Origin of the sequence: Wolbachia pipientis, from assembly GCA_023052945.1 — a bacterium.
Taxonomy (GTDB): Bacteria; Pseudomonadota; Alphaproteobacteria; order Rickettsiales; family Anaplasmataceae; genus Wolbachia.
The window spans coordinates 201912-224313 of sequence record CP095495.1 but is presented as its reverse complement, the minus strand read 5'-3'; the positions used below and the strand labels follow the sequence as shown (position 1 = coordinate 224313).

The window sequence follows — 22402 nt, the reverse complement described above, 5'->3', positions numbered from 1 at the left end:
GTCACCCTCCTTTCCTTTTTTTTATCGCTTGATTCGCAGCAGGTCTATAGATTCCGCTAACAAGTAGCGGAATGACGAATTTGTTGTTTTTCAAATCGTTGGTAAACCTAAGTCACTTTAGCTATAGATTTACTTTTTGAGTTATTTTGTTAACATTAATTATTACACCAAATCAATTGCACAAAATGAAAAAGGTGAAACTTGGGATACTAATTTCAGGCAGGGGATCAAATATGCAGGCCTTGATAGAGGCATGTCAAGATCGTAATTTTCCTGCAGAAGTTGTGTGCGCTATCACAAATAATAGCGAAGCTGCTGGCCTAAAAATAGCAGAACAAGCAGGAGTGCCAGCGTTTATTGTTAGAGATAAACCACTTGATGCTGATAAAATTCACGAAATATTTGTTCAACATAAGGTTGATTTAATTTGCCTTGCAGGGTTTATGAGAATCCTGCAAGCTAATTTTCTCAGTAAATGGAATAACAAGGTGATAAATATTCATCCCTCTCTACTTCCGTCCTTTAAGGGCCTAAATGCTCAAGAGCAAGCTCTAAAAGCAGGAGTAAAAATCGCAGGCTGTACTGTACATTACGTCACTCCTGAAATTGATGCTGGAGCCATAATTGCTCAAGTTGCTGTGCCAGTGTTACCAGCTGATGATATTCAAAGCCTCTCAGAACGCATTCTAGCTGAGGAGCATAAGTGTTATGTAGAAGCAGTAAGATCAATAGCAGAAAGTATTAATTATTGACCTTGAGTGTTTTTTCCAACTTCAACAAAAAATAAATTTTCGGGTTCCAGTAAAGAACTTGCCAGTTCGTTTACTTTCTCTGATTTAACGTCATTAATGATATTCGCATAATTATTTATATGGTTAACATCACGATCATTTATTTGCATATCATCAAGCAGCATTGCTATATTTGTGTTATTGGACAGGAAAAAGGTAAAGTTATTTACTAAACTGGTTTTTGCATCCTTGAACAACTGCTCATCAATTCCTTCCTTTTTTATTCTGCTCAATGTATCTTTTACCGCTGATATAGCTTTGCCAGCAGTAGAACTATCAGTATTCATAAATCCATATATAATATTTCCATGTTTATTGGGAATAATACTTGCATAAACACCATAAGTAATACCCAAGTTTTGCCTCAGTTCTGTCATTAATATTGAATTCAGCCTCATGCTACCAAGTGCATCAATTAAGACATCAGCGTTATAATAGTTAGGATCTTCATAAGCTATACCTTTTTGAGCAAAAAGTATCACACTCTGTGGTATATCCATAAAAATATTTTTACTTTCTGCAGAACCAAAATTATTTTTTACAGGTATTTTTCTAACTTTTGATCTTTTTGACGGCAATTTAGATAAATATTTATCTAACAACGTAATAATTTCTTCTTTTTTTGCACAACCAGCAACACTGATAACTATGTTATCTTTAGCAAAATTACGCTTTATGTATGTTAAAACATCGTCTCTAGTAATGCTCACTCTAGTGTCAAGAGTACCGTACATACTTTTTGAGTAAGGGTGTTTTTTAAACAACAACGTTTCCAATTCTTTTCCAGCAACAAAAAAAGGGGTTTTTTCAAGATTATTAAAATCAACTTTGGCTTTTTCGAAAACTCTATTCAACCCTTCAGAGTCAACTTTAGGACGCATTATAGCGTCGCTAAGTAGTGAAATACCTTCTTCTAAATTCTCAGACAGAGTATCCAACGAAACTCCAAACGTTTCTAAATCAGCACTAAAACGTAGACTAATCCCTTTATCTTCAAGCTTTTTCGCAAAATCTTTGGCATCATTTTTTCCTGCCCCTTCTTGAACTATAAGAGAAGTAAACCAAGCAAGCCCTTGTTTTTCTACATTTTCATATGCATAACCTGCATCTTTAAACGATATATTTAGTGAAACTTTTGGTAAATCACAGTTTTCAACAAATAGAAACTTAAACCCTTTACGGGTGGTGATCTCCTCTATATTTAAGTTACCACTTGCTTGTAAATTAAAGCTTAGGCAGAAAAAAAATAGAAGTACAAATTTACTTATTCTCATTATCATCTCCTTTTGGTAATAAACGGCCAATTAACTTATTAGCAGAAAAAATAACACGGATTTTATTATTTACATCCTCTAGATTAACATCATTTACTTTGCTGTACGTAATATCTATTTCATCAAGTGGAATACCAAGTGCTAAGCGTGAGCCATAGAAAAATGCTATATTGCCTAAGCTAGATAGATTATCAAATTGTGCTGCCTTATACCTATATTTTGAGCTTTGCAACTCCTCATCCGTTATTCCTTTAGACATGAAGTTATTAATAGCATTATCTAACTCTCTTTCAACAATATCTAAATTAACGCCACTTTTTGGAATGACCTGAATATCAATGTAGCCATCACTAAAAGTTAAGCTGTCATACTCAGCAAATACAGACACCGCTACGTCTTTGTCTAGAACTAAATCTTTGTATAACTTGCTGGACTTGCCGCCACCTAAAATGTCAACCGCTAAATGAGCAGCAAAAGCTTCATTTATGTGCTCAAATAAGAGAACACGATAACGAAAATATAAAACTGGTTCTTTTACTTCAGTGCTCTCTAAAATCACCGATAAGCCTGCATTATGCACTGGATCCTGATTTGGATAATGCCTAATTACTGCCTTAGACTTAATGTTACCATATTTTTCTTCTGCTAGCTTCACAACTTCATCAAATTCCACATCACCAACAATCAATAATATTGCATTGCCGGGGTGATAATAGTTATTATGAAACCTCACTATGTCATCCTGATTGTAAGTTTTAATATCGCTCTCCCAGCCAATAACAGATCTACCATAGCCATTACGGTAAAATGCACTATTCATTTCTTCCCGTAATAAGTTGTTAGGATGATTATCAAATCTCATCTTCCTCTCTTCCAGTACAATGTTTTTTTCTCTTTCTATTTTATCTTGAGTAACATTAAAATTGCCCATTCTGTCTGCTTCAACTTCCATTGCCAGTGGTAAGTCATTTTTAAGGACTAATTCGTAGTAACAGGTATATTCCTTAGTAGTAAACGCATTAAACTGGGCCCCAATGCTACTCATAGTGGCTTCTATATCTGTGAACTTCCCTGTAGTTTCAAGCATTAAATGTTCAAAGTAGTGAGCCAATCCTGCTTTGCCAATTGGATCATCCATTCCCCCAACTTTGTATATTACTGCATGTAAAACGGCTGGAATCCGATGATTAGGAACAACATAGACATCTAGTCCGTTACTGAGTTTAGCATGTTTTATGTCGTGCTCTATGCTTAAAGCCTTCAAAGAAATTGGGTAAGTAGAAAAGAGTGCAGGTAGTATAAGAAAACTAAAAAACTTATGAAGCATTATTTCGACCTAATATAAAAACAATTATTTTACTCCTCATTTTGTTTAGAAATAAACATATCGTATATATACCACTTATATAACAATGTAAACATTCCACAAACTATAGATAAATCCGCTAAATTAAAAGCTGGCCAATACCAATCATCAATATGAAAATATATGAAATCATATACAGCTCCCCAATAAATCCTATCAACTACGTTTCCGATTGCTCCACCAATCATCAGAGAAAACCCAAGGTAAGTTGACTGATCATCAGACTTGTATATCAAGTATGCAAGTATACCAATTATTAGTATTGAAAGTGCTGAAAAAAAGAAACCGCCATGCGGTAAAGCGCTACACATTCCAAAACTAATGCCTGAATTCCAAACTTCAACTAGCTTTATAAAGCTAGCGATCTCAATTGATTCTCCCTCATCAATCAATGAGTTTATGTACAATTTGCTCGTTTGGTCAATCAATACTATAATTAATATAACAATTAAGCATAACTTTTTCATAAATTTGCCTTTAACCTATAAACTTTAAGTATATCATAATTTATCTGTTTTGTTAACTCCTCAATACTATGGAATTTTTTTTCTGACCTTATGAATTTTAAAAGTTGTATATTAACTTTATGATTATATACGTCTTCATCAAAATCGAATATGTGCATTTCTATTATAGGCTTTTTCAGATCCTTAAATGTAGGTCTCATACCAATATTGACTACTCCATATAACCAATTTGGGTTATTATAAGAAAACATCACTTTAGCGTAATATGTACCAAATTTTGGTTTTATCATGCAATCTTCTATAGGAATATTTATGGTTGGGAATCCTATTTCTCTACCTCTACACGCACCCTTTGTCACAACACCAGAAACTTGATAAGGTCTACCAAGTAATTTATTAGCAATTTCTATTTCGCCCCTTTGTACATACTCTCTGATTGAAGAAGAAGAGCAAATTTTGCCGTCAATTATTAATGGCTCTAATTTAGTCAAAGAGTATCCATATGTTTCAGAATATTTCTCTAGAGTTAATATATCACCCAATCGTTTATGACCAAAAGTGCAATTTTCTCCGACAATTATGTGTTTAACGCCATATTTATCTATTAAAATCTCACTGATAAAGTTATCGCAGCTAACCTCAGAAAAACCTCTACTAAAATTAATAATATACAAGTAATCTATACCATAGCTGCTGATTAGTTCCTTTTTTTGTTCTTGGTCTATTAACCTAAAATTGTTTCTACCAAATAAAACAGTTGATGGGTGAGGCTCAAAAGTTAAAACTGCAGAGGGTAATCCTCTTTCTTGTGCTACCTTCTTTAGAGTGGAAATTGCAAATTCATGTCCTAAATGAATGCCATCGAAATTTCCAAAGGTTAGTGCTATATTATTTTCTATCCCTTGCTCACAATTATAAATAATTTTCATACAATTTGATGTTTTTACATGTTTCTTATATATAATAACTATATTTTAGCAAGCTACGGAGATAAATTGTGAAAAATACTAAAGGAAAAGTTATAATATATGTAAAGCATCACTGCCCATTCTGCAAAAAAGCAAAAGAGTTACTGGATAAAAAAGGTGTGAAATATGAAGAAATCGATGCGCTCAAAAACTCAGATCTATTTAACGACATAAAATCAAAGTATAACGTTAGAACAGTTCCACAGATCTTTATTAACGATAAGCACATTGGGGGGTGTGACAAATTGATGGATCTTGAAAAAGAAGGAAAGTTGGATGATATGCTAAATAATAATGACAATCACACTGATGTCACAACCTACACAAACAGCAATGATGAATGTGGAGAGTGTGTTATACCACATGATGATTTTATGTAACTTTTTATCTTGTTTTGTCGTGTAATACATAAATGAAAACTAGTATGCTCACTTTAAACAATTCTTAATGAATTAAAAATACAATTCATTGAGTGAGTTTTTTTAGTGGGAAAAAATGACAAAAAATATTTCAATTATTAGCAGAAAATTAATTAGTATCGAATTAGTTAACAAACAAGATTTAGAGAATTTCATCAAGATTTTCACAGTGCTTGATAAACATATAGCAGCTAAAACACTTTTTACAGAAGAAGTGAGAATAGAGTATAAACAGCACAACGGCAAAGAAGTTGTTGAATTGCTAAAAGATACAGACTTTACATATTATGAGGTTGAAAATGTATTGAACCACCTGAGTAAACATGGAATGAAGGTGCCCAGCAGTGTTATAGCACACACCCTTTTTGCTGTATACAATCACGCACTTGAATCTAAGAATGTAGCATTTTCTTTTTCTGAAGGCTCTCCACAATTTAACATCAGAGTGAGTAAGAACACCTTCATAATAACTCCTATGAGTGAAGAGAATTTGGAATTGAATTCACAAAGTAGCAAGACATTAATAGAGTCGTTACAGAGCGAAAAAAATATTTATGATTGTATAGTAGAAGAAAATACCATTAAAGTTATAGTGCATTCTGAAATACATCAAGCTATAAATTTGATTGTAAAATCACTGATAAAGTCTCGCCTTTTAGCAAAAGAGGAAGAAGGAAAATTCAAAGAGAAATTAAGACAACTTGCCTTTAAGGATCAAGCTTTTGTTGAGTATTCCAGTATCAAAACCATCAGTAGGTATCCACATAATCATCCTCTGAGAAAGCATGAAAGTATTACTAAGGACATAGAAAATATTTTATGTGATTTCATAACAAACGAGAATAGCGAGTTTGCTATAGAGAGGTTAAATAAGCTGAGCTCAGCAGTTTCTCCGGATACTCCAAGAATCATCACTAAAACTATAGATAAACTTGTTAAATTTCATTAAGGTATACGAGAGCCAATAGACTTCTTGTATTACCTTCTGTCACCCAAGTAGCCCAAGCTACTTGGTTCTTTTTTTGGGTTCCAGCACTATGTACATAGCTGTACAAACATTGTAGCCGTTATTCAAGTAGCCCGCAGAAACGAAAAAACTTACTTAGACCTGCTGCGAATCAAGCGATAAAAAAAAGGAAAGGAGGGTGACTAAAATCAAGGTTAACTAAAAGGCGTGCTTAAGATTTACAATACCAGCAATAATATTGAACCTCAGGTTATATTTTTTCTGAAAATTGCGATAAACATTCGACATAATCTTAAATATCTTTATCTCTCGGATCTTGTTTTCTACTCTCATTCTAAATGATGCTAATCTTCTATTATGCTCTGGAGTTAATGGCTTTTTACGATACTTTTTATATGGAATTATAACATTGCTTTGCAATTTTTGCCAACCTTGATATCCAGAATCGGCATGTTTTATGCTATCAAGTGGTAAATATTTTTCTTGTTTCCTTATGCGGAAATCACTAATTCTACCACGGTATGACTTTGACACTGATAAAATTCTTCCTCCTTCTTCGATAATAATCTCAGTTTTCATAGTGTTGGTTCTTTTTTTTCCTGAATATGATTTCTTCCGTTTTTTACTATCTTCTGGTCTCTGTATTTGCTGTTCTGTAACATCAGCCAAAATCTTCAGTATTTTTTCTGGCGTCATACTTCTATCTTTTGTTATAGTCACTTTTTTGGCGAGTAATGGCTCTATTCTCTTAAGTAACCTACATACATTTGCGTTGTGTACATTGAATAGGCATCCTAAAAATCTATGTGTTATGTAAGTGCGATAGTACAAAATTACGCAAAACAACTTATCTTCCAGAGTTGGTAGTTTTGATCTTCTACCATGACACTTTTTCTGTTTTTCGCATCCAGACCTCACTTTTTCCACTACTTTTTCGAACTTCTCTATAGTTAAACCTGTTATATTACGAAAGTTTCTTGGGTATTTTTTCATATTATAGTAACTAAAGCTCATTTTTTTCCTTACTTGATCTGCTTATTCTTCTTCTACCTCTCTCACATCATTTTTTCAATCACCTTTTTCAGCAGGTCTATAGAAACCTAAAATTAAATGCAAAAAATAGCTTGACACCCTCTGCCAGCCCCCTTATCATGAAAGTGAAGCTATTTTATTTAACTTCGCAATCTCTGCAGCAGATTAAAATGACAAGAAAACTTGTATTTGGCGTACTATTGTTTAATTTTTTGCACTATGTGCACCGTATGTCTTTATAAAATTTCTAGGTTTTTACCTACATAAGCTGAAACGCGCTTATAAAGCGTTCAAGACATCACCCAACGTCAAATTTTAAAATAGAGAGTGTAATAACTAGCTACCACGGGTTTTCTATGCCTTTTTTTTCTGCCTAGTAAATTTCTTAAATATTAAAGCTAAGGTTAGTTGCCGTTTAAAAGCAGCTAAATTGCAGTGTTTAAGACTTAAAAAACGCCAATACTGACAATAAACAGTGACTAGGGCTTCTTTTGCCTTTTTTTTCGTTTGGTGAATTTCTTAATGTTTATAGCTAAACGACAACCGTCATCCCTGTAAAGGTCAAGTATCCCGCTACTTGTTAGCGGCTAAGATACCGCGGCGGTATGACGGTTCGTGGCGGTATATTCGTCATCCCGCTACGTGTTAGCGGGATCTAGAGATACCGCGGCGGTATGACGTAGGGGTTGCCGAGATTCCAGTGCTTGACACTGTCATCCAGTTTTCTTTATAATTTCCTTTGTGAAAGAACAAAAATGCTTATTTGTAACCATAGCTGGCTTACCAAATGCTGGGAAGTCTACATTAATTAACAGCATCATAGGCAGAAAGATTGCAATTGTTACCCCCAAAGTGCAAACAACAAGGACGCAGATAAGGGGTATTGCAATATGCAATAACACACAAATTGTCTTTACTGATTCTCCGGGAATATTTTCAGCAGAAACAAAACTTGAGAAAGCTTTGGTCAAATCTGCATGGTCAGCAATCAAGGGTGATGACATCACTTTGTTGCTTGTTGATGTAAGCAATTATTTGAAAAACATAGAAAGAATTAAGACTATATTTATGCGGCTGCAGCGCACAAAAGGCAGATGCATTTTGGTTATCAATAAAACTGATTTGGTAAAAGGCCAGAACTCAAGATGGCTCATGAGCATCTGAATTTGCTTTATAAATTTGAAAAGGTGTTTACGATATCAGCATTAAAGAATGATGGCCTTTCTGATTTGATGAATTACTTGTCTGAAGTTGCACCGGTGAGCCCCTGGTTTTATGAAGAAGATCAAATAACCGATTCCTCAGCAGATTTTTTATCAGCAGAAATTACGAGAGAAAAATTATTCTTGAACCTGCGTGAAGAATTGCCATACTCTACTGCTGTTATAACTGAACAATTTGAGGAAAAAAAAGATAAGAGTTTAGTCATAAAACAGATCATATTTGTGTTAAAAGATAGTCATAAAAAAATAGTGCTAGGGAAAGATGGCAGTAATATTAAAAAAATTAATATCGAAGCGCGTGCTGAACTAGAAAAATTATTTGAGTGCAAAGTTCATCTCTTTTTGTTTGTAAAAGTGCGACCTTGGATAGACCGTCCGGAGGAGTATATAGGCAATGCTTAATTCTTTATTGGTATTTGATATTGAAACTATACCAGATGTAAATTCCTGCAAGAATTTACTCAATATTAGTGACAATAGTAGTGTAGAAGAGAAGAGGGATGCATTAACAAAATATCATCTCGAAATAACAAACGGGCAAAACTCTTTTCTGCGCCAGCCTTTTCACCAAATTGTAGTTATTAGTTTTTTACTTTGTAATATAAGCTATCAGAGCGGTTACGAAGTGTTTACACTGCAAGAAATAAGATCTGGAGGCACACTAAATTCCAGTGAAAAAGAGCTAGTAAAAGGATTTTTTAACTACATATCAGAGAAAAAGCCAAGATTAGTTTCGTTCAACGGACGCACTTTTGATATACCAGTGCTGAAGTATCGTGCTATGGTCCATGGCATTCAAGCAGAATACTTTCATAAAGCTGGCGATAAGTGGAATAGTTACAATCAGAGATATAGTAGTGATTGGCATTGTGATTTGCTTGAATCTCTCTCTGATTTTGGAGCCTCTGCGAGAGTAAAAATGAACGAAGTTTGTGCAGCATTTAATCTTCCTGGTAAGATTGGAGTTGATGGGTCACAAGTTATGGGCTTATATGATAGCGGCAAGATACAAGAGATTCGAGATTATTGTGAAACAGATGTGATTAACACTTATTTGATTTACTTGAGGTTCATGCATCATCAGGGAAGGATTACTACTGAAAGCTACAACAAAAGCGTGGAAGAGCTGCTTTTAGAGTGCGAAAAAAAAGAACATCTAAAAAAATTTAAAGAGGAATGGTTGTGGTGGAAACTTTTATATTGAATTTAAATGAATAGATATTATGGAGCAATCTAACAATTGCTCCATAATGGCAGCTATCCGCCCATTGCAATAGATGAGGAATTTTCATGTGCTATTTGCTCAACTTCCAATACTTCAAATTTATCATTTTGGTATTCTTTTTTCACTTTCTCAAAGAAGTTTGATCCACCTAAAATATAACCCCCTAATTTTGCAGCATAATATTGAGCATTACCTAGAACTGCACAGTTAATTCGACTTAATATTCTCGAAGGGTAGTAAAAGAGAGAAACATTATTGTTTGACCGGAAGTCATTCTCATCCATTATTTTAATGGCTTCATGATAACCATCTATTTGATGAACAAAATATCCTTCAGGTACTGATATTCTCAATTGTGCACCTACATGAGCATAACCACAAATACCAGGTGATACCGCTGGTACTGGGTCTTGTCTATAGACCTGCTGAAAAAGGTGATTGAAAAAATGATGTGAGAGAGGTAGAAGAAGAATAAGCAGATCAAGTAAGGAAAAAAAATGAGCTTTAGTTACTATAATATGAAAAAACACCCAAGAAACTTTCGTAATATAACAGGTTTAACTATAGAGGAGTTCGAAAAAGTAGTGGAAAAAGTGAGGTCTGGATGGGAAAAACAGAAAAAGTGTCATGGTAGAAGATCAAAACTACCAACTCTGGAAGATAAGTTGTTTTGCGTAATTTTGTACTATCGCACTTACATAACACATAGATTTTTAGGATGCCTATTCAATGTACACAACGCAAATGTATGTAGGTTACTTAAGAGAATAGAGCCATTACTCGCCAAAAAAGTGACTATAACAAAAGATAGAAGTATGACGCCAGAAAAAATACTGAAGATTTTGGCTGATGTTACAGAACAGCAAATACAGAGACCAGAAGATAGTAAAAAACGGAAGAAATCATATTCAGGAAAAAAAAGAACCAACACTATGAAAACTGAGATTATTATCGAAGAAGGAGGAAGAATTTTATCAGTGTCAAAGTCATACCGTGGTAGAATTAGTGATTTCCGCATAAGGAAACAAGAAAAATATTTACCACTTGATAGCATAAAACATGCCGATTCTGGATATCAAGGTTGGCAAAAATTGCAAAGCAATGTTATAATTCCATATAAAAAGTATCGTAAAAAGCCATTAACTCCAGAGCATAATAGAAGATTAGCATCATTTAGAATGAGAGTAGAAAACAAGATCCGAGAGATAAAGATATTTAAGATTATGTCGAATGTTTATCGCAATTTTCAGAAAAAATATAACCTGAGGTTCAATATTATTGCTGGTATTGTAAATCTTAAGCACGTCTTTTAGTTAACCTTGATTTTAGTCACCCTCCTTTCCTTTTTTTTATCGCTTGATTCGCAGCAGGTCTTATGTTGAGTTACTCTAATGGTTTTTTCTTGAAGAACATCATTATAAAATTCACTAGCAGTAAGATCAAAAACTCGTGGATCACCAAAAGTTGCAACATGAACATCTTCAGCTCCTTCTGTTTTATTGAGGCATAAAGCAGCTATCTTAGCAATAGCTCCTCCCATACTGTGACCTGTGAGATTGATTTTAAAATCTTTGATTTCTGATTCTTGTTTTTCAGCATAAGATTTCAAAATGCCATAAAGATTAGGCCATGAATCCGTAAATGAATTATAAAATCCTCTATGCATTCTTCCACCTTCAGGTAAAAGTTCTGAAGTAGTAAAAAGTACATTTGCATCAGTGATTCCATCGTTTACACTATGGCTCAGACGAGTACCATGGTAAGCTATTGTTATTTCTTTACCTTTTATAAAAACGTGACCAGCATCTTTTTCAAAGCTATTACCAAATGGAATAATTTCATAACCTTCGCTGATAAGTTCAGCTCTAGTTTTATACATTTTTTCAGGGGATGGAATAATTTCATAACCTTCCGTAGTAACTTCAAATCCAGTTTTGTATAATTCTTCAGCTAAGGTGTTGCATCTTTTTTCACTTAACTTATTGTCGTCATCACCATAGCTTATTTTAGAGAAATTACTCATTTCTAATAATTTCTCTTTATTAAACCCTGCAATTTCTACAATACTTTCATCTATCTGGTGAGAAGAAGGTAAAGAATGTATTTCATTTGGGTCGCGAGGGTTTATAAATTCTTAATCTTCAATAATCTCAAATGCATCGTCTTTTTCTATGTTGTCCCCTATTAAAGAAGAGTTTGATTGTTCAGCATTGTCTAACTTTGAGCTTACATCACCTACACTAGTGTTTGTGGTAAACCAATTGCGTAAAAAACTAAAATCCATAACTACCTCAATCTACTATCAGCTAAACAATTTATTTAACTATAATGTAGATTGATATTATTTCAATAGTATTTTTCATAATTTATTTTTTTAACATAGCTATAGTTTCTTTTCCTTTCAATTACTATTGTTAGAATAAAAAAATTTTACCTCCATAGAATAAATAGTAGAGTTATAATGCACTAGCAAGCAAAAAATATTAACCTTTGTGCTAAATTTTGGTTAATATAAACGTTAGGCATATTAAAAAAGTTGTTTTTAAGGTGTTGCATTTTACTTTTGTTTTCGCTATAAGATTGCTTTAAGTTGAATTTTCAACATTTTTATATATTTACATTTAAGACAATGATTTCGAAATTTTTTGGGGGCACTTCATGAAAAAATCTATTTATACTAGAACTGCTCTAGTTTCTTTATTAACTTTATGTTCTTTCAGCAGTTTTGCAGCTGACTTTCCTGATGAGAGTATGAAGGAAATAAAAAAGCAAGAGAGCACAAAAACTTCTGGAAAAACAGAAGTTATGAAAACATCAAATAAAAAACTGAAAGAAAAGATGGACAGAATATGTAATGCTGATCCAAGAAAAAAAGCTGAAGAGCTTAAGAAAAAAGAGGAGATTAGGCTAGCAAATGAGAAAAAAGCAAAGCTTATAGAGGATTCAAAAGCGAAAGCTCTAAACGCTAAGAATTCTAATATAGAAAAAGGTAAAGTTTCAAAAACTAAGGTTTCTAAAACTGAGAATGCTAAAATTAAAGCTAAAGATGTAAAGAAGGATGTAAAAGTTGTTAACAAAAATACAGAGGAAAAAGGTAAGGCAAGTCCTGTTGTTTCAGTTGCTGGGGTTGATATTATCGATACCAACCAAGGAAAAGATGGCTTAAGAATAACTTTCGGTGGTGTTGTTGATGCTCAAGGTTATGGTAAAGCAGGGCCAAGTGGTGAAGATTATAAACGCTACAACGTTATGCCAAACAGATCCATAAATTATTATGCAGATGCTAAGGATACAGTAAAAGGAGCAAATCCAGTATTCCCTAGTGGAATAGGAAATATCGGTGATTATAGCGATAATATGGGTATGATTGCAGATGCGATATTACACCTCAGAACAGAAAATAAAAATGAAGATTTAGGTCTTCTTTATGGTGCTGACGTGCAGTTTCATGTTCCAGTGACCGAAGGTAAGGGAGCTTCACAGGGTGTTTATGCTACAAAAGGCAGAAGTGCGCATGTGTTTGTTAACTCAAAATATGGTGACGTGAAGCTTGGTTACCAATTTGGTCCTGAGGCTCTGATGAGACTTGATGCAACGAGAATTGCAACTGTTGATGGAGCTGCAGATAGTGACTGGTTCAGAAAAGTGAACTTAGAAGGAAGCGCTGCAAGCTTCCCATTTTATGTAACACCACGTCTTTACACTGAAAGTTTTTCGAGTGAAAGTGAAAAATTCTCTTTCCGCATGGCAGGGAAATATAACAAAGGCGTTATGACTACACTGCCATTTAGAGTTGCTTACTACTCACCAAATTATATGGGTACAAGATTTGGTGTCAGCTACTCACCTCGTTATGATAGTAGTTTGTTTACTGTAAAGGAGGATAATGGTGATGTAAGACATATAGGTCCAGACTACGAGCATATAGTAAGTGCTGGTGCATCATATGAATATGACTTTAGTAAACATAACATAAAAGTTAAAACTTCTGCAGTTGGTGAGTATGGTCAAGCGAAAAAACGAAGTGAAGATAAGCATCTTTATAGGGAATTTGTAGAGTACAATGGCCTTATGGGTGTTAATTTGGGTGTAAGCGCTAATTATAAGATTAATGAAGATCAAGGCGTAAAATTTGCTGCTTCTTTTGCATATTTGGGCAAATCTGGTCAACCAAAGGATATTAAAATCAAAGATGCTAATAATGGCTATAAACAAATTCCTAAAGAGGATCCTCAAGATAAAAGTAAGAGCAATGCAGAGTATGAAAGAATTGTAGGCTTAGCTCAATTCGATAACAATACCATGTATTGGACTGCAGGGGCTGGTTATCAATATGAGAATGTCTACACAAGCTTGACATACTTTGGCAGTAGAATGAATGATGGAGATATGCTTCATGATGGTGCACTTGGCGTTCAATATGATCTTTCTCCTGCTTGCAGTAAGAGCAAATTTGTTCCTTACGCAGCTCTCCATTATTTTATGACTAACGAGAAACAAAACGCAAATTATAAGATTACAAAAGTAGGTAGTAACAAAGAGGCACCTTCTAACCAAGGAATTCTTCTACTTACTGGTGTGAAGTTTTCTTTCTAATCAACCAGTACACACCACAATTTAATGTGGTGTGTATCTTATTTATTAGTGTTTATTTGTTGATCAAATAAACATATGGTGTCCTCTCTCCTGTCATCCCAGTGCGTGACACTGGGATCTAAGTTATATGCAAAATTATTACGTTTACATACTTGCAAGCAAGAATAATCGAACTTTATATACAGGTATAACATCAAATCTGATTAAACGAATCTGGGAACATAAGAGTAAAGTTATTTCTGGCTTTACATCAAAATACAATGTGCAAAAATTAGTTTATTTCGAAGAATTTCAAGATATAAATTCAGCTTTTAATAGAGAAAAACTTTTAAAAAGTTGGAAAAGAAAATGGAAGGTTGATTTGATCGAAAAGGAAAATCTAAGTTGGATAGATTTATATGATAACATAGTCAGGTAAAATTAGATCCCAGTGTCAGCTACTCGGATGACACCCTACGGTTACTGGAATGACACCCTATGGTTAACTGGGATGACACTCTATAGGCTACTCAGATGACGGGAAAAGAACACACTGACTAGCCGTATAGCTACTTTCAAATTCAATCAATTAAACAGGAGGCAACTATGCAAACTACATTAAAAAATCATTTAGCTCAAGAATTACTTACCATCGCTACGTGCTGGAAATTAACGCTCGCAGGTGGAGAAGTAATGGGATTCACTGACTATGATGAAGATTTAAATATTGATAATATACTCTATAAATCTTCAAGTGGATTTACAGCCAGTAGTATAATATTAAACAGCGATTTAAAAACTGATAATCTAGAAATTGAAGGAATATTAAATAGTGGTGATATTAAAGAAGAAGATGTTTTATCAGGAAAGTACGACTTTGCAAATATTGAAATATTTCTTGTGAATTATAAAGACTTGACCCAGGGAACAATGAATCTACATTCAGGAACTTTTGGTAAAGTGACATTAAGTAGTGGAAGATTTATTGTTGAAATTAGAGGGCTCTCAGCAAAGCTTGAGAGAAGCATAGCAGAATTATACTCTCCTGCATGCAGAGCACAATTTTGCGATGATAAATGCAAAGCCGATACTAAAAAATTTAGTAAAATAAGTACAATCACTAAAGTAATAGACGAAAGAAGATTTGAAGACACGAATTTAACTGAGAGTGATGAATATTATAAGCACGGAGTAGTAAAATTCTTTGGCTCAACAGCATTTGAAGGTGTAGTAAAAGAATATAAAAATAAAGTAGTTACGTTGTTTACTTCGCCTCCATACCAAATTTTTGCTGGAGATAAATATTCAATACTCGCAGGTTGCAATAAAACATTTCCAACTTGCAGAAGCAAGTTTAACAACACTGTGAATTTTCGTGGTGAACCATATATACCAGAGACCTGCTGAAAAAGGTGATTGAAAAAATGATGTGAGAGAGGTAGAAGAAGAATAAGCAGATCAAGTAAGGAAAAAAAATGAGCTTTAGTTACTATAATATGAAAAAACACCCAAGAAACTTTCGTAATATAACAGGTTTAACTATAGAGGAGTTCGAAAAAGTAGTGGAAAAAGTGAGGTCTGGATGGGAAAAACAGAAAAAGTGTCATGGTAGAAGATCAAAACTACCAACTCTGGAAGATAAGTTGTTTTGCGTAATTTTGTACTATCGCACTTACATAACACATAGATTTTTAGGATGCCTATTCAATGTACACAACGCAAATGTATGTAGGTTACTTAAGAGAATAGAGCCATTACTCGCCAAAAAAGTGACTATAACAAAAGATAGAAGTATGACGCCAGAAAAAATACTGAAGATTTTGGCTGATGTTACAGAACAGCAAATACAGAGACCAGAAGATAGTAAAAAACGGAAGAAATCATATTCAGGAAAAAAAAGAACCAACACTATGAAAACTGAGATTATTATCGAAGAAGGAGGAAGAATTTTATCAGTGTCAAAGTCATACCGTGGTAGAATTAGTGATTTCCGCATAAGGAAACAAGAAAAATATTTACCACTTGATAGCATAAAACATGCCGATTCTGGATATCAAGGTTGGCAAAAATTGCAAAGCAATGTTATAATTCCATATAAAAAGTATCGTAAAAAGCCATTAACTCCAGAGCATAATAGAAGATTAGCATCATTTAGAATGAGAGTAGAAAACAAGATCCGAGAGATAAAGATATTTAAGATTATGTCGAATGTTTATCGCAATTTTCAGAAAAAATATAACCTGAGGTTCAATATTATTGCTGGTATTGTAAATCTTAAGCACGCCTTTTAGTTAACCTTGATTTTAGTCACCCTCCTTTCCTTTTTTTATCGCTTGATTCGCAGCAGGTCTTATGTTAAGATACAAAAAACTTGCTTGACAAACTCCACCAGCCCCCTTATCATGAAAGTGAAGCTATTTTATTTAACTTCGCAATCTCTGCAGCAGATTAAAATGACAAGAAAACTTGTATTTGGCGTACTATTGTTTAATTTTTTGCACTATGTGCACCGTATGTCTTTATAAAATTTCTAGGTTTTTACCTACATAAGCTGAAACGCGCTTATAAAGCGTTCAAGACATCACCCAACGTCAAATTTTAAAATAGAGAGTGTAATAACTAGCTACCACGGGTTTTCTATGCCTTTTTTTTCTGCCTAGTAAATTTCTTAAATATTAAAGCTAAGGTTAGTTGCCGTTTAAAAGCAGCTAAATTGCAGCGTTTAAGACTTAAAAAACGCCAATACTGAAAATAGACAATGACTAGGGCTTCTTTTGCCTTTTTTTTGTTTGGTGAATTTCTTAAATATTTATGGCTAAAGTAATTTAGACCTACCGACAACCGTCATCCCGCTACGTGTTAGCGGGATCTATGTTAAGAGATACCGCGGCGGTATGACGTAGGACTGCTGTCATTCCAGTTTGGAATCCAACTTTTTCATAATCATCAAAACGTTATATTTTAACATAAAACGGCTACTTTTATACTTAATAAAATTCCTGGATCCCAGTTCTGGGCGCTGGAATGACACTGTCACAGGGTGAACCAGCGTCATACACACATCCCTTTGGTGACAATAGACCTGCTGCGAATCAAGCGATAAAAAAAAGGAAAGGAGGGTGACTAAAATCAAGGTTAACTAAAAGGCGTGCTTAAGATTTACAATACCAGCAATAATATTGAACCTCAGGTTATATTTTTTCTGAAAATTGCGATAAACATTCGACATAATCTTAAATATCTTTATCTCTCGGATCTTGTTTTCTACTCTCATTCTAAATGATGCTAATCTTCTATTATGCTCTGGAGTTAATGGCTTTTTACGATACTTTTTATATGGAATTATAACATTGCTTTGCAATTTTTGCCAACCTTGATATCCAGAATCGGCATGTTTTATGCTATCAAGTGGTAAATATTTTTCTTGTTTCCTTATGCAGAAATCACTAATTCTACCACGGTATGACTTTGACACTGATAAAATTCTTCCTCCTTCTTCGATAATAATCTCAGTTTTCATAGTGTTGGTTCTTTTTTTTCCTGAATATGATTTCTTCCGTTTTTTACTATCTTCTGGTCTCTGTATTTGCTGTTCTGTAACATCAGCCAAAATCTTCAGTATTTTTTCTGGCGTCATACTTCTATCTTTTGTTATAGTCACTTTTTTGGCGAGTAATGGCTCTATTCTCTTAAGTAACCTACATACATTTGCGTTGTGTACATTGAATAGGCATCCTAAAAATCTATGTGTTATGTAAGTGCGATAGTACAAAATTACGCAAAACAACTTATCTTCCAGAGTTGGTAGTTTTGATCTTCTACCATGACACTTTTTCTGTTTTTCCCATCCAGACCTCACTTTTTCCACTACTTTTTCGAACTCCTCTATAGTTAAACCTGTTATATTACGAAAGTTTCTTGGGTGTTTTTTCATATTATAGTAACTAAAGCTCATTTTTTTTCCTTACTTGATCTGCTTATTCTTCTTCTACCTCTCTCACATCATTTTTTCAATCACCTTTTTCAGCAGGTCTATTGTTTGTTGATGCAAGCATCGAACAGACGAAATCTGTCAAATCAGAAAGAAACACACAAATTTAAGTTTTTAGTAGTTTTCAAGTATAGTTGTACAGGGAGCGCCTTTGCAGTTATGACCGACATTTTCAATGGTGCCTAAGTGCCCGTATGCAAGCATGGTTTTGGAAGGAACGGTCAAATCATTGATGGAGTCATTTAGACTACCTCGGTTAGGAGATTGTACTATCAACCGTTCCAAGCTGAAGCGTTTCCCTATTACAAATTATATGTAGGGGTTACCATGAAAAAAGCAAAAAGTAAATTAGAAATAGTGAATCCTAATGCAGCAGGAATAGACATTGGTTCAGCTGTACACTATGTGTGTGTACCTGAAGGAAGAACGCGTTCAGAAATTTGGCTGCTTTACTGAAGACCTTCATAACTTAGCACAGTGGTTGAAAAAGTGTAAAGTTACAACAGTAGCTATGGAATCAACAGGAGTATATTGGATTCCTTTATTTCAAATACTTGAGTCATACAAATTCGAGGTAAAATGCACGGCATGTAAAGAATGTACCTGGTAGGAAGTCTGACGTTCAAGATTGCCAATGGCTCCAACAACTGCATAGCTACGGACTGCTTCATGGATCGTTTAGGCCAGATAATCAGATGTGTGTATTGCGCAGTTACGTGCGGCAACGCAAAAATCTCACTGAAAGTGCATCTACACATATTCTGCGTATGCAGAAGGCATTAATTCAAATGAATATACAATTACACAAGGTTATTAGTCATATTACTGGGATAACTGGTATGAAAATCATTGAAACTATAATTGAAGGCGAAAGAGATTCTGAAAAATTGGCAGAATTCAGGGACGTGCGAATGAAAAATGATCAGTCTACTATTGCAAAAGCGTTAGCTGGTGACTATAGAGAGGAACACTTATTCACGCTAAAGCAAGAATTTGAACTATATAATATTTATCAAGAAAAAATAGCAGAATGTGATAGAAATATTGAAGCCTATTATAAAACGTTTGAAACAAAGTCTTGTGAAAGCAAACAGCTAAGTAAGCAAAAGAATAAAAATAGCAAAAGTAAGCCAAGCTTTGCTTTGTATGAGGAACTGCACCGAATAACTGGTATGGATTTCACTAAAATTCCTGGATTTGATGTATTAAGTATACAAACCATAATTTCAGAAGTTGGTATAAACCATAGTAAATGGCCAACAGAAAAGCACTTTTCATCGTGGTTGGGACTCAGTCCTGCTAATAAAGTTACAGGGGAAAAAGTGTTTAACACAAGAACACGTAAAGTCATTAACCGTGCTGCAAATGCTTTGCGAATAGCTGCTCATTCTGTAGGAAATAGTAAAAGTGCGTTGGGTGCATACTACAGAAGATTGAGAAAACGACTAGGAGCACCAAAAGCAATAACAGCTACTGCAAGAAAAATGGCATGCATATTTTATAGTATGCTCAAATACGGACAGGAATATGTAGAAAAAGGAATGGAATACTATGAAACACGCTATAAAGATAGAACTGTAAAAAATTTGATCAAAAAAGCGAGCGAATTTGGCTACATATTAGTTGTATTAAATAAGACTTGATCTGACACTTTAAAAAAGCAAGTTATAAAATAATAAAAGAAAGGAGTGTTAGAAATGAGTACAATACAAACAAAAATACTAAAACCAAAGCTAGGGTTATTAGAACTAGCAAAACAACTAGGAAATGTATCTCAAGCATGTAAAGTGATGGGATACTCAAGAGATACATTTTATCGATTTAAGGAGTTATATGAAAATGGAGGAGAGGGAGCATTACATGAAATAAGTAAGAAAAAACCGCTATTAGCGAACAGAGTTTCCGATAATATAGAAAGAACAGTGATTGGTATAGCAACAGAATTTCCAGCATATGGGCAAGAAAGAGCTGCAAATGAACTGAGAAAAAGAGGTATAATAATTTCTCAGGGAGGAGTAAGGTCTGTATGGCTAAGAAATGACCTTGAAACTCTCAAAAAGAGACTTAAAGCACTAGAGACAAAAGTAGCTCAAGACGGAATCATTTTAACTGAAGAACAACTTGCAGCTTTAGAAAAAATGAAAGAACAAAAGGAAGCTCATGGTGAAATTGAGACACAACATCCAGGTTATTTGGGTTCTCAAGATACCTATTATGTGGGCAATATCAAAGGTATAGGGCGAATTTATCAGCAGACTTTTGTTGACACTTATTCCAGGGTTGCAATGGTTAAACTTTACACGGACAGAACAGCTATTACAGCTGAAGATCTTCTCAATGATAGGGTTATTCCATTTTTTGATGAGCAGAAAATTCCATTATTACGCATTCTAACTGATAGGGGTACGGAATATTGTGGCAAGCCAGAAAATCACGCTTATCAGCTATATTTGGGAATCGAAAATATCGACCATTCTAGAACCAAAGCCAACTCTCCACAAACTAATGGCATATGTGAAAGATTTCATAGAACTATGCAAGATGAGTGTTACAATATTATCTTTAGAAAGAAAATCTACAATTCTTTGGAAGATCTACAGATTGATGTTGATTGTTGGTTGCATTCTTATAATGATACAAGACCTCACTCTGGTAAGTACTGCTATGGAAAAACACCTATGCAGACTTTTCTTGATAGCAAACATATTGCTTTTCAGAAAAATATTAGTAGCATTAAACAAGAGACTGATATTAGTTTTAACTACCTCAATTCTTCTGTCAGTTAATTCTTGTCTGTCAGATTAAGTCTTATCTTTTACACATTAGTTCAACAAGAAGAGTTAGTTGAGTGAGTTTCTTAGGAGAAGTCTATTAATAAAATCTTTGTCTTCTCCTAAAAATTAGTTAAAATGTAGAGTATTTTGTGTTATTAAGTTAGCACTTGACTTAACTTTAGTTGTTACTTAGACTGCTAAAGTGGAATTTTAATTTTTTTACGAGGACAATTATGCATTATAAAAAGTTTTTTTCAGCAGCCGCTTTAGCAACGTTGCTAAGTTTATCAAACTCTGCTTTTTCAGATCCTGTTGGTCCAATAAGTGATGAAGAAACTAGCTACTACGTTCGTTTGCAATACAACGGTGAAATTTTACCTCTTTTCACAAAAATTGATGGTATTGATTATAAAAAGGGCACAGACATTTATAGTCCTTTAAAAGCATCTTTTATAGCTGGTGGTGGTGCATTTGGTTACAAAATGGACGACATCAGGGTTGATGTTGAAGGAGTTTATTCATACCTAAACAAAAATGATGTTAAAGATGTAGTATTTACCCCAGCAGATACTATTGCGAACAGTTTAACAGCAATTTCAGGATTAGTTAACGTTTATTACGATATAGCAATTGAAGATATGCCTATCACTCCATACATTGGTGGTGGTGTTGGTGCAGCGTATATCAGCACTCCTTTGAAAACTGCTGTGAATGGTCAAAACAGTAAATTTGGTTTTGCTGGTCAAGTAAAAGCTGGTGTTAGTTATGATGTAACTCCGGAAGTCAAACTTTATGCTGGAGCTCGTTATTTTGGTTCTTATGGTGCTAATTTCGATAAAAGCGGTGGTGAGAAAGACAAAGGAGGACATACAGTTCTTTACAGCACTGTTGGTGCAGAAGCTGGAGTAGCGTTTAATTTCTAGTCTATCTTCAGTCTTGTTATCCCAGTGGGTTTTTTCTTGTCATTCAAGTAGCATGACACTGGGGTGGCTTTGTTGCATAGCAGCAGAAAAACTAGTGATTACTGACTAAATTCATTATAAAATGATGATTTAAGGATAAATATGCCACAAAAAATGAGAGTCAGTAACCATAGAGAATATAACAAATTTCTAGAAAAAAGAGGAAATATTTTTCATGATATCAACGAAGCCATAGAAAATTGGTATGAAATTGGGCCAAAATGCAGGGTGGCAACAATATTTACAGCAACAAAGTGGTAATTTTGATACATATAATAACCCATCTGTTCAGAATAGGTTTGAGACAAACAGTCGGGTTTATAAAATGATATTTGCAACGTAATTGGTATGCCTAAATTTGAAATAGT

General features: G+C 34.1%; 20 protein-coding genes and 3 pseudogenes. 14 read left to right on the top strand and 9 right to left on the bottom strand.

Features of this window, described 5'->3' with window-relative positions:
• The first annotated feature begins 185 nt into the window (after positions 1-185).
• A complete protein-coding gene (gene purN, locus MWH06_01015; protein UPA55274.1) occupies positions 186-752 on the top strand; it encodes a phosphoribosylglycinamide formyltransferase in 567 nt (188 codons plus the stop codon).
• Here purN and MWH06_01010 read toward each other — a convergent pair.
• From MWH06_01010 to ribF, 4 genes are read right to left on the bottom strand one after another with little or no spacing between them, the layout of a single operon-like run.
• Positions 746-2065 carry an insulinase family protein gene (locus MWH06_01010; GenBank protein UPA55273.1) on the bottom strand — a complete coding sequence of 440 codons (1320 nt, stop codon included), beginning with the start codon at positions 2063-2065 and terminating at the stop codon, positions 746-748. The two genes, purN and MWH06_01010, sit on opposite strands and share 7 nt — an antisense overlap.
• Positions 2052-3392: an insulinase family protein gene (locus tag MWH06_01005; protein UPA55272.1), complete on the bottom strand. Its 1341-nt coding sequence runs from the start codon at positions 3390-3392 to the stop codon at positions 2052-2054. The genes MWH06_01010 and MWH06_01005 overlap by 14 nt, the downstream gene beginning before the upstream one ends.
• 29 nt (positions 3393-3421) lie before the next feature.
• Entirely contained in the window at positions 3422-3898 is a 477-nt protein-coding gene (gene lspA / locus MWH06_01000; GenBank protein UPA55271.1) for a signal peptidase II, read from the bottom strand.
• Complete coding sequence (gene ribF / locus MWH06_00995; GenBank protein ID UPA55270.1) at positions 3895-4827, bottom strand: riboflavin biosynthesis protein RibF; 933 nt, start codon at positions 4825-4827, stop codon at positions 3895-3897. Before ribF ends, lspA begins: the two co-directional genes overlap by 4 nt.
• A 68-nt stretch (positions 4828-4895) precedes the next feature.
• Here ribF and grxC point away from each other — a divergent pair, with 68 nt between their 5' ends.
• Together grxC and MWH06_00985 are read left to right on the top strand one after the other, a co-directional pair.
• Positions 4896-5246, top strand: a complete 351-nt coding sequence (gene grxC, locus MWH06_00990) for a glutaredoxin 3 (GenBank protein UPA55269.1) — start codon at positions 4896-4898, stop codon at positions 5244-5246.
• A gap of 115 nt (positions 5247-5361) precedes the next feature.
• On the top strand, positions 5362-6234 hold the full coding sequence (locus MWH06_00985; protein ID UPA55268.1) for a hypothetical protein: 873 nt from the start codon (positions 5362-5364) through the stop codon (positions 6232-6234).
• Positions 6235-6450: 216 nt separating this feature from the next.
• Here MWH06_00985 and MWH06_00980 read toward each other — a convergent pair whose 3' ends face one another.
• Entirely contained in the window at positions 6451-7266 is an 816-nt protein-coding gene (locus MWH06_00980; protein UPA55267.1) for a transposase, read from the bottom strand.
• Positions 7267-8025: 759 nt separating this feature from the next.
• On the opposite strand from MWH06_00980, the pseudogene era reads away from it, so the two are divergent.
• Positions 8026-8909: pseudogene (era, locus tag MWH06_00975) on the top strand (GTPase Era).
• Positions 8902-9721, top strand: a pseudogene (locus tag MWH06_00970) (3'-5' exonuclease). Before era ends, MWH06_00970 begins: the two co-directional pseudogenes overlap by 8 nt.
• Before the next feature lie 43 nt (positions 9722-9764).
• Here MWH06_00970 and MWH06_00965 read toward each other — a convergent pair.
• On the bottom strand, positions 9765-10262 hold the full coding sequence (locus MWH06_00965; protein ID UPA55789.1) for a hypothetical protein: 498 nt from the start codon (positions 10260-10262) through the stop codon (positions 9765-9767).
• Between MWH06_00965 and MWH06_00960 the strand changes: the two genes are divergently transcribed.
• Positions 10230-11045 (top strand): transposase, encoded by an 816-nt coding sequence (locus MWH06_00960; GenBank protein UPA55266.1) that lies wholly within the window; start codon positions 10230-10232, stop codon positions 11043-11045. The two genes, MWH06_00965 and MWH06_00960, sit on opposite strands and share 33 nt — an antisense overlap.
• On the opposite strand, the gene MWH06_00955 is transcribed toward MWH06_00960, so the two are convergent.
• Together MWH06_00955 and MWH06_00950 are read right to left on the bottom strand one after the other, a co-directional pair.
• Positions 11042-11755: a lipase family protein gene (locus MWH06_00955; GenBank protein ID UPA55265.1), complete on the bottom strand. Its 714-nt coding sequence runs from the start codon at positions 11753-11755 to the stop codon at positions 11042-11044. The genes MWH06_00960 and MWH06_00955 overlap by 4 nt on opposite strands.
• Positions 11756-11866: 111 nt before the next feature.
• The gene (locus MWH06_00950) at positions 11867-12016 is read right to left on the bottom strand and encodes a hypothetical protein (protein UPA55264.1); all 150 of its coding nucleotides are present in this window, start codon (positions 12014-12016) and stop codon (positions 11867-11869) included.
• A 374-nt stretch (positions 12017-12390) separates the two neighbouring features.
• Between MWH06_00950 and MWH06_00945 the strand changes: the two genes are divergently transcribed.
• From MWH06_00945 to MWH06_00930, 4 genes are all read left to right on the top strand, one after another.
• Positions 12391-14328, top strand: coding sequence for a porin (locus MWH06_00945; GenBank protein ID UPA55263.1), 1938 nt, complete (start codon positions 12391-12393; stop codon positions 14326-14328).
• Positions 14329-14455: 127 nt separating this feature from the next.
• Positions 14456-14746, top strand: a complete 291-nt coding sequence (locus MWH06_00940; protein ID UPA55262.1) for a GIY-YIG nuclease family protein — start codon at positions 14456-14458, stop codon at positions 14744-14746.
• Positions 14747-14913: 167 nt separating this feature from the next.
• Positions 14914-15714, top strand: a complete 801-nt coding sequence (locus tag MWH06_00935; protein UPA55261.1) for a DUF2163 domain-containing protein — start codon at positions 14914-14916, stop codon at positions 15712-15714.
• A gap of 68 nt (positions 15715-15782) precedes the next feature.
• Positions 15783-16598, top strand: a complete 816-nt coding sequence (locus MWH06_00930) for a transposase (GenBank protein ID UPA55260.1) — start codon at positions 15783-15785, stop codon at positions 16596-16598.
• Positions 16599-17446: 848 nt separating this feature from the next.
• On the opposite strand, the gene MWH06_00925 is transcribed toward MWH06_00930, so the two are convergent.
• A complete protein-coding gene (locus MWH06_00925; protein UPA55259.1) occupies positions 17447-18262 on the bottom strand; it encodes a transposase in 816 nt (271 codons plus the stop codon).
• Positions 18263-18625: 363 nt separating this feature from the next.
• Between MWH06_00925 and MWH06_00920 the strand changes: the two are divergent.
• The 4 genes and pseudogenes from MWH06_00920 to MWH06_00905 all read left to right on the top strand — a co-directional run bounded on the left by MWH06_00920 (position 18626) and on the right by MWH06_00905 (position 22295).
• Positions 18626-19941: pseudogene (locus tag MWH06_00920) on the top strand (IS110 family transposase).
• A 54-nt stretch (positions 19942-19995) separates the two neighbouring features.
• Positions 19996-21084 (top strand): IS481 family transposase, encoded by a 1089-nt coding sequence (locus tag MWH06_00915; protein UPA55258.1) that lies wholly within the window; start codon positions 19996-19998, stop codon positions 21082-21084.
• 221 nt (positions 21085-21305) lie between these two features.
• Positions 21306-21995, top strand: a complete 690-nt coding sequence (locus MWH06_00910) for a P44/Msp2 family outer membrane protein (GenBank protein ID UPA55257.1) — start codon at positions 21306-21308, stop codon at positions 21993-21995.
• Between the two features lie 141 nt (positions 21996-22136).
• Positions 22137-22295 carry a hypothetical protein gene (locus tag MWH06_00905; protein ID UPA55256.1) on the top strand — a complete coding sequence of 53 codons (159 nt, stop codon included), beginning with the start codon at positions 22137-22139 and terminating at the stop codon, positions 22293-22295.
• The last annotated feature ends 107 nt before the right edge of the window (positions 22296-22402 follow it).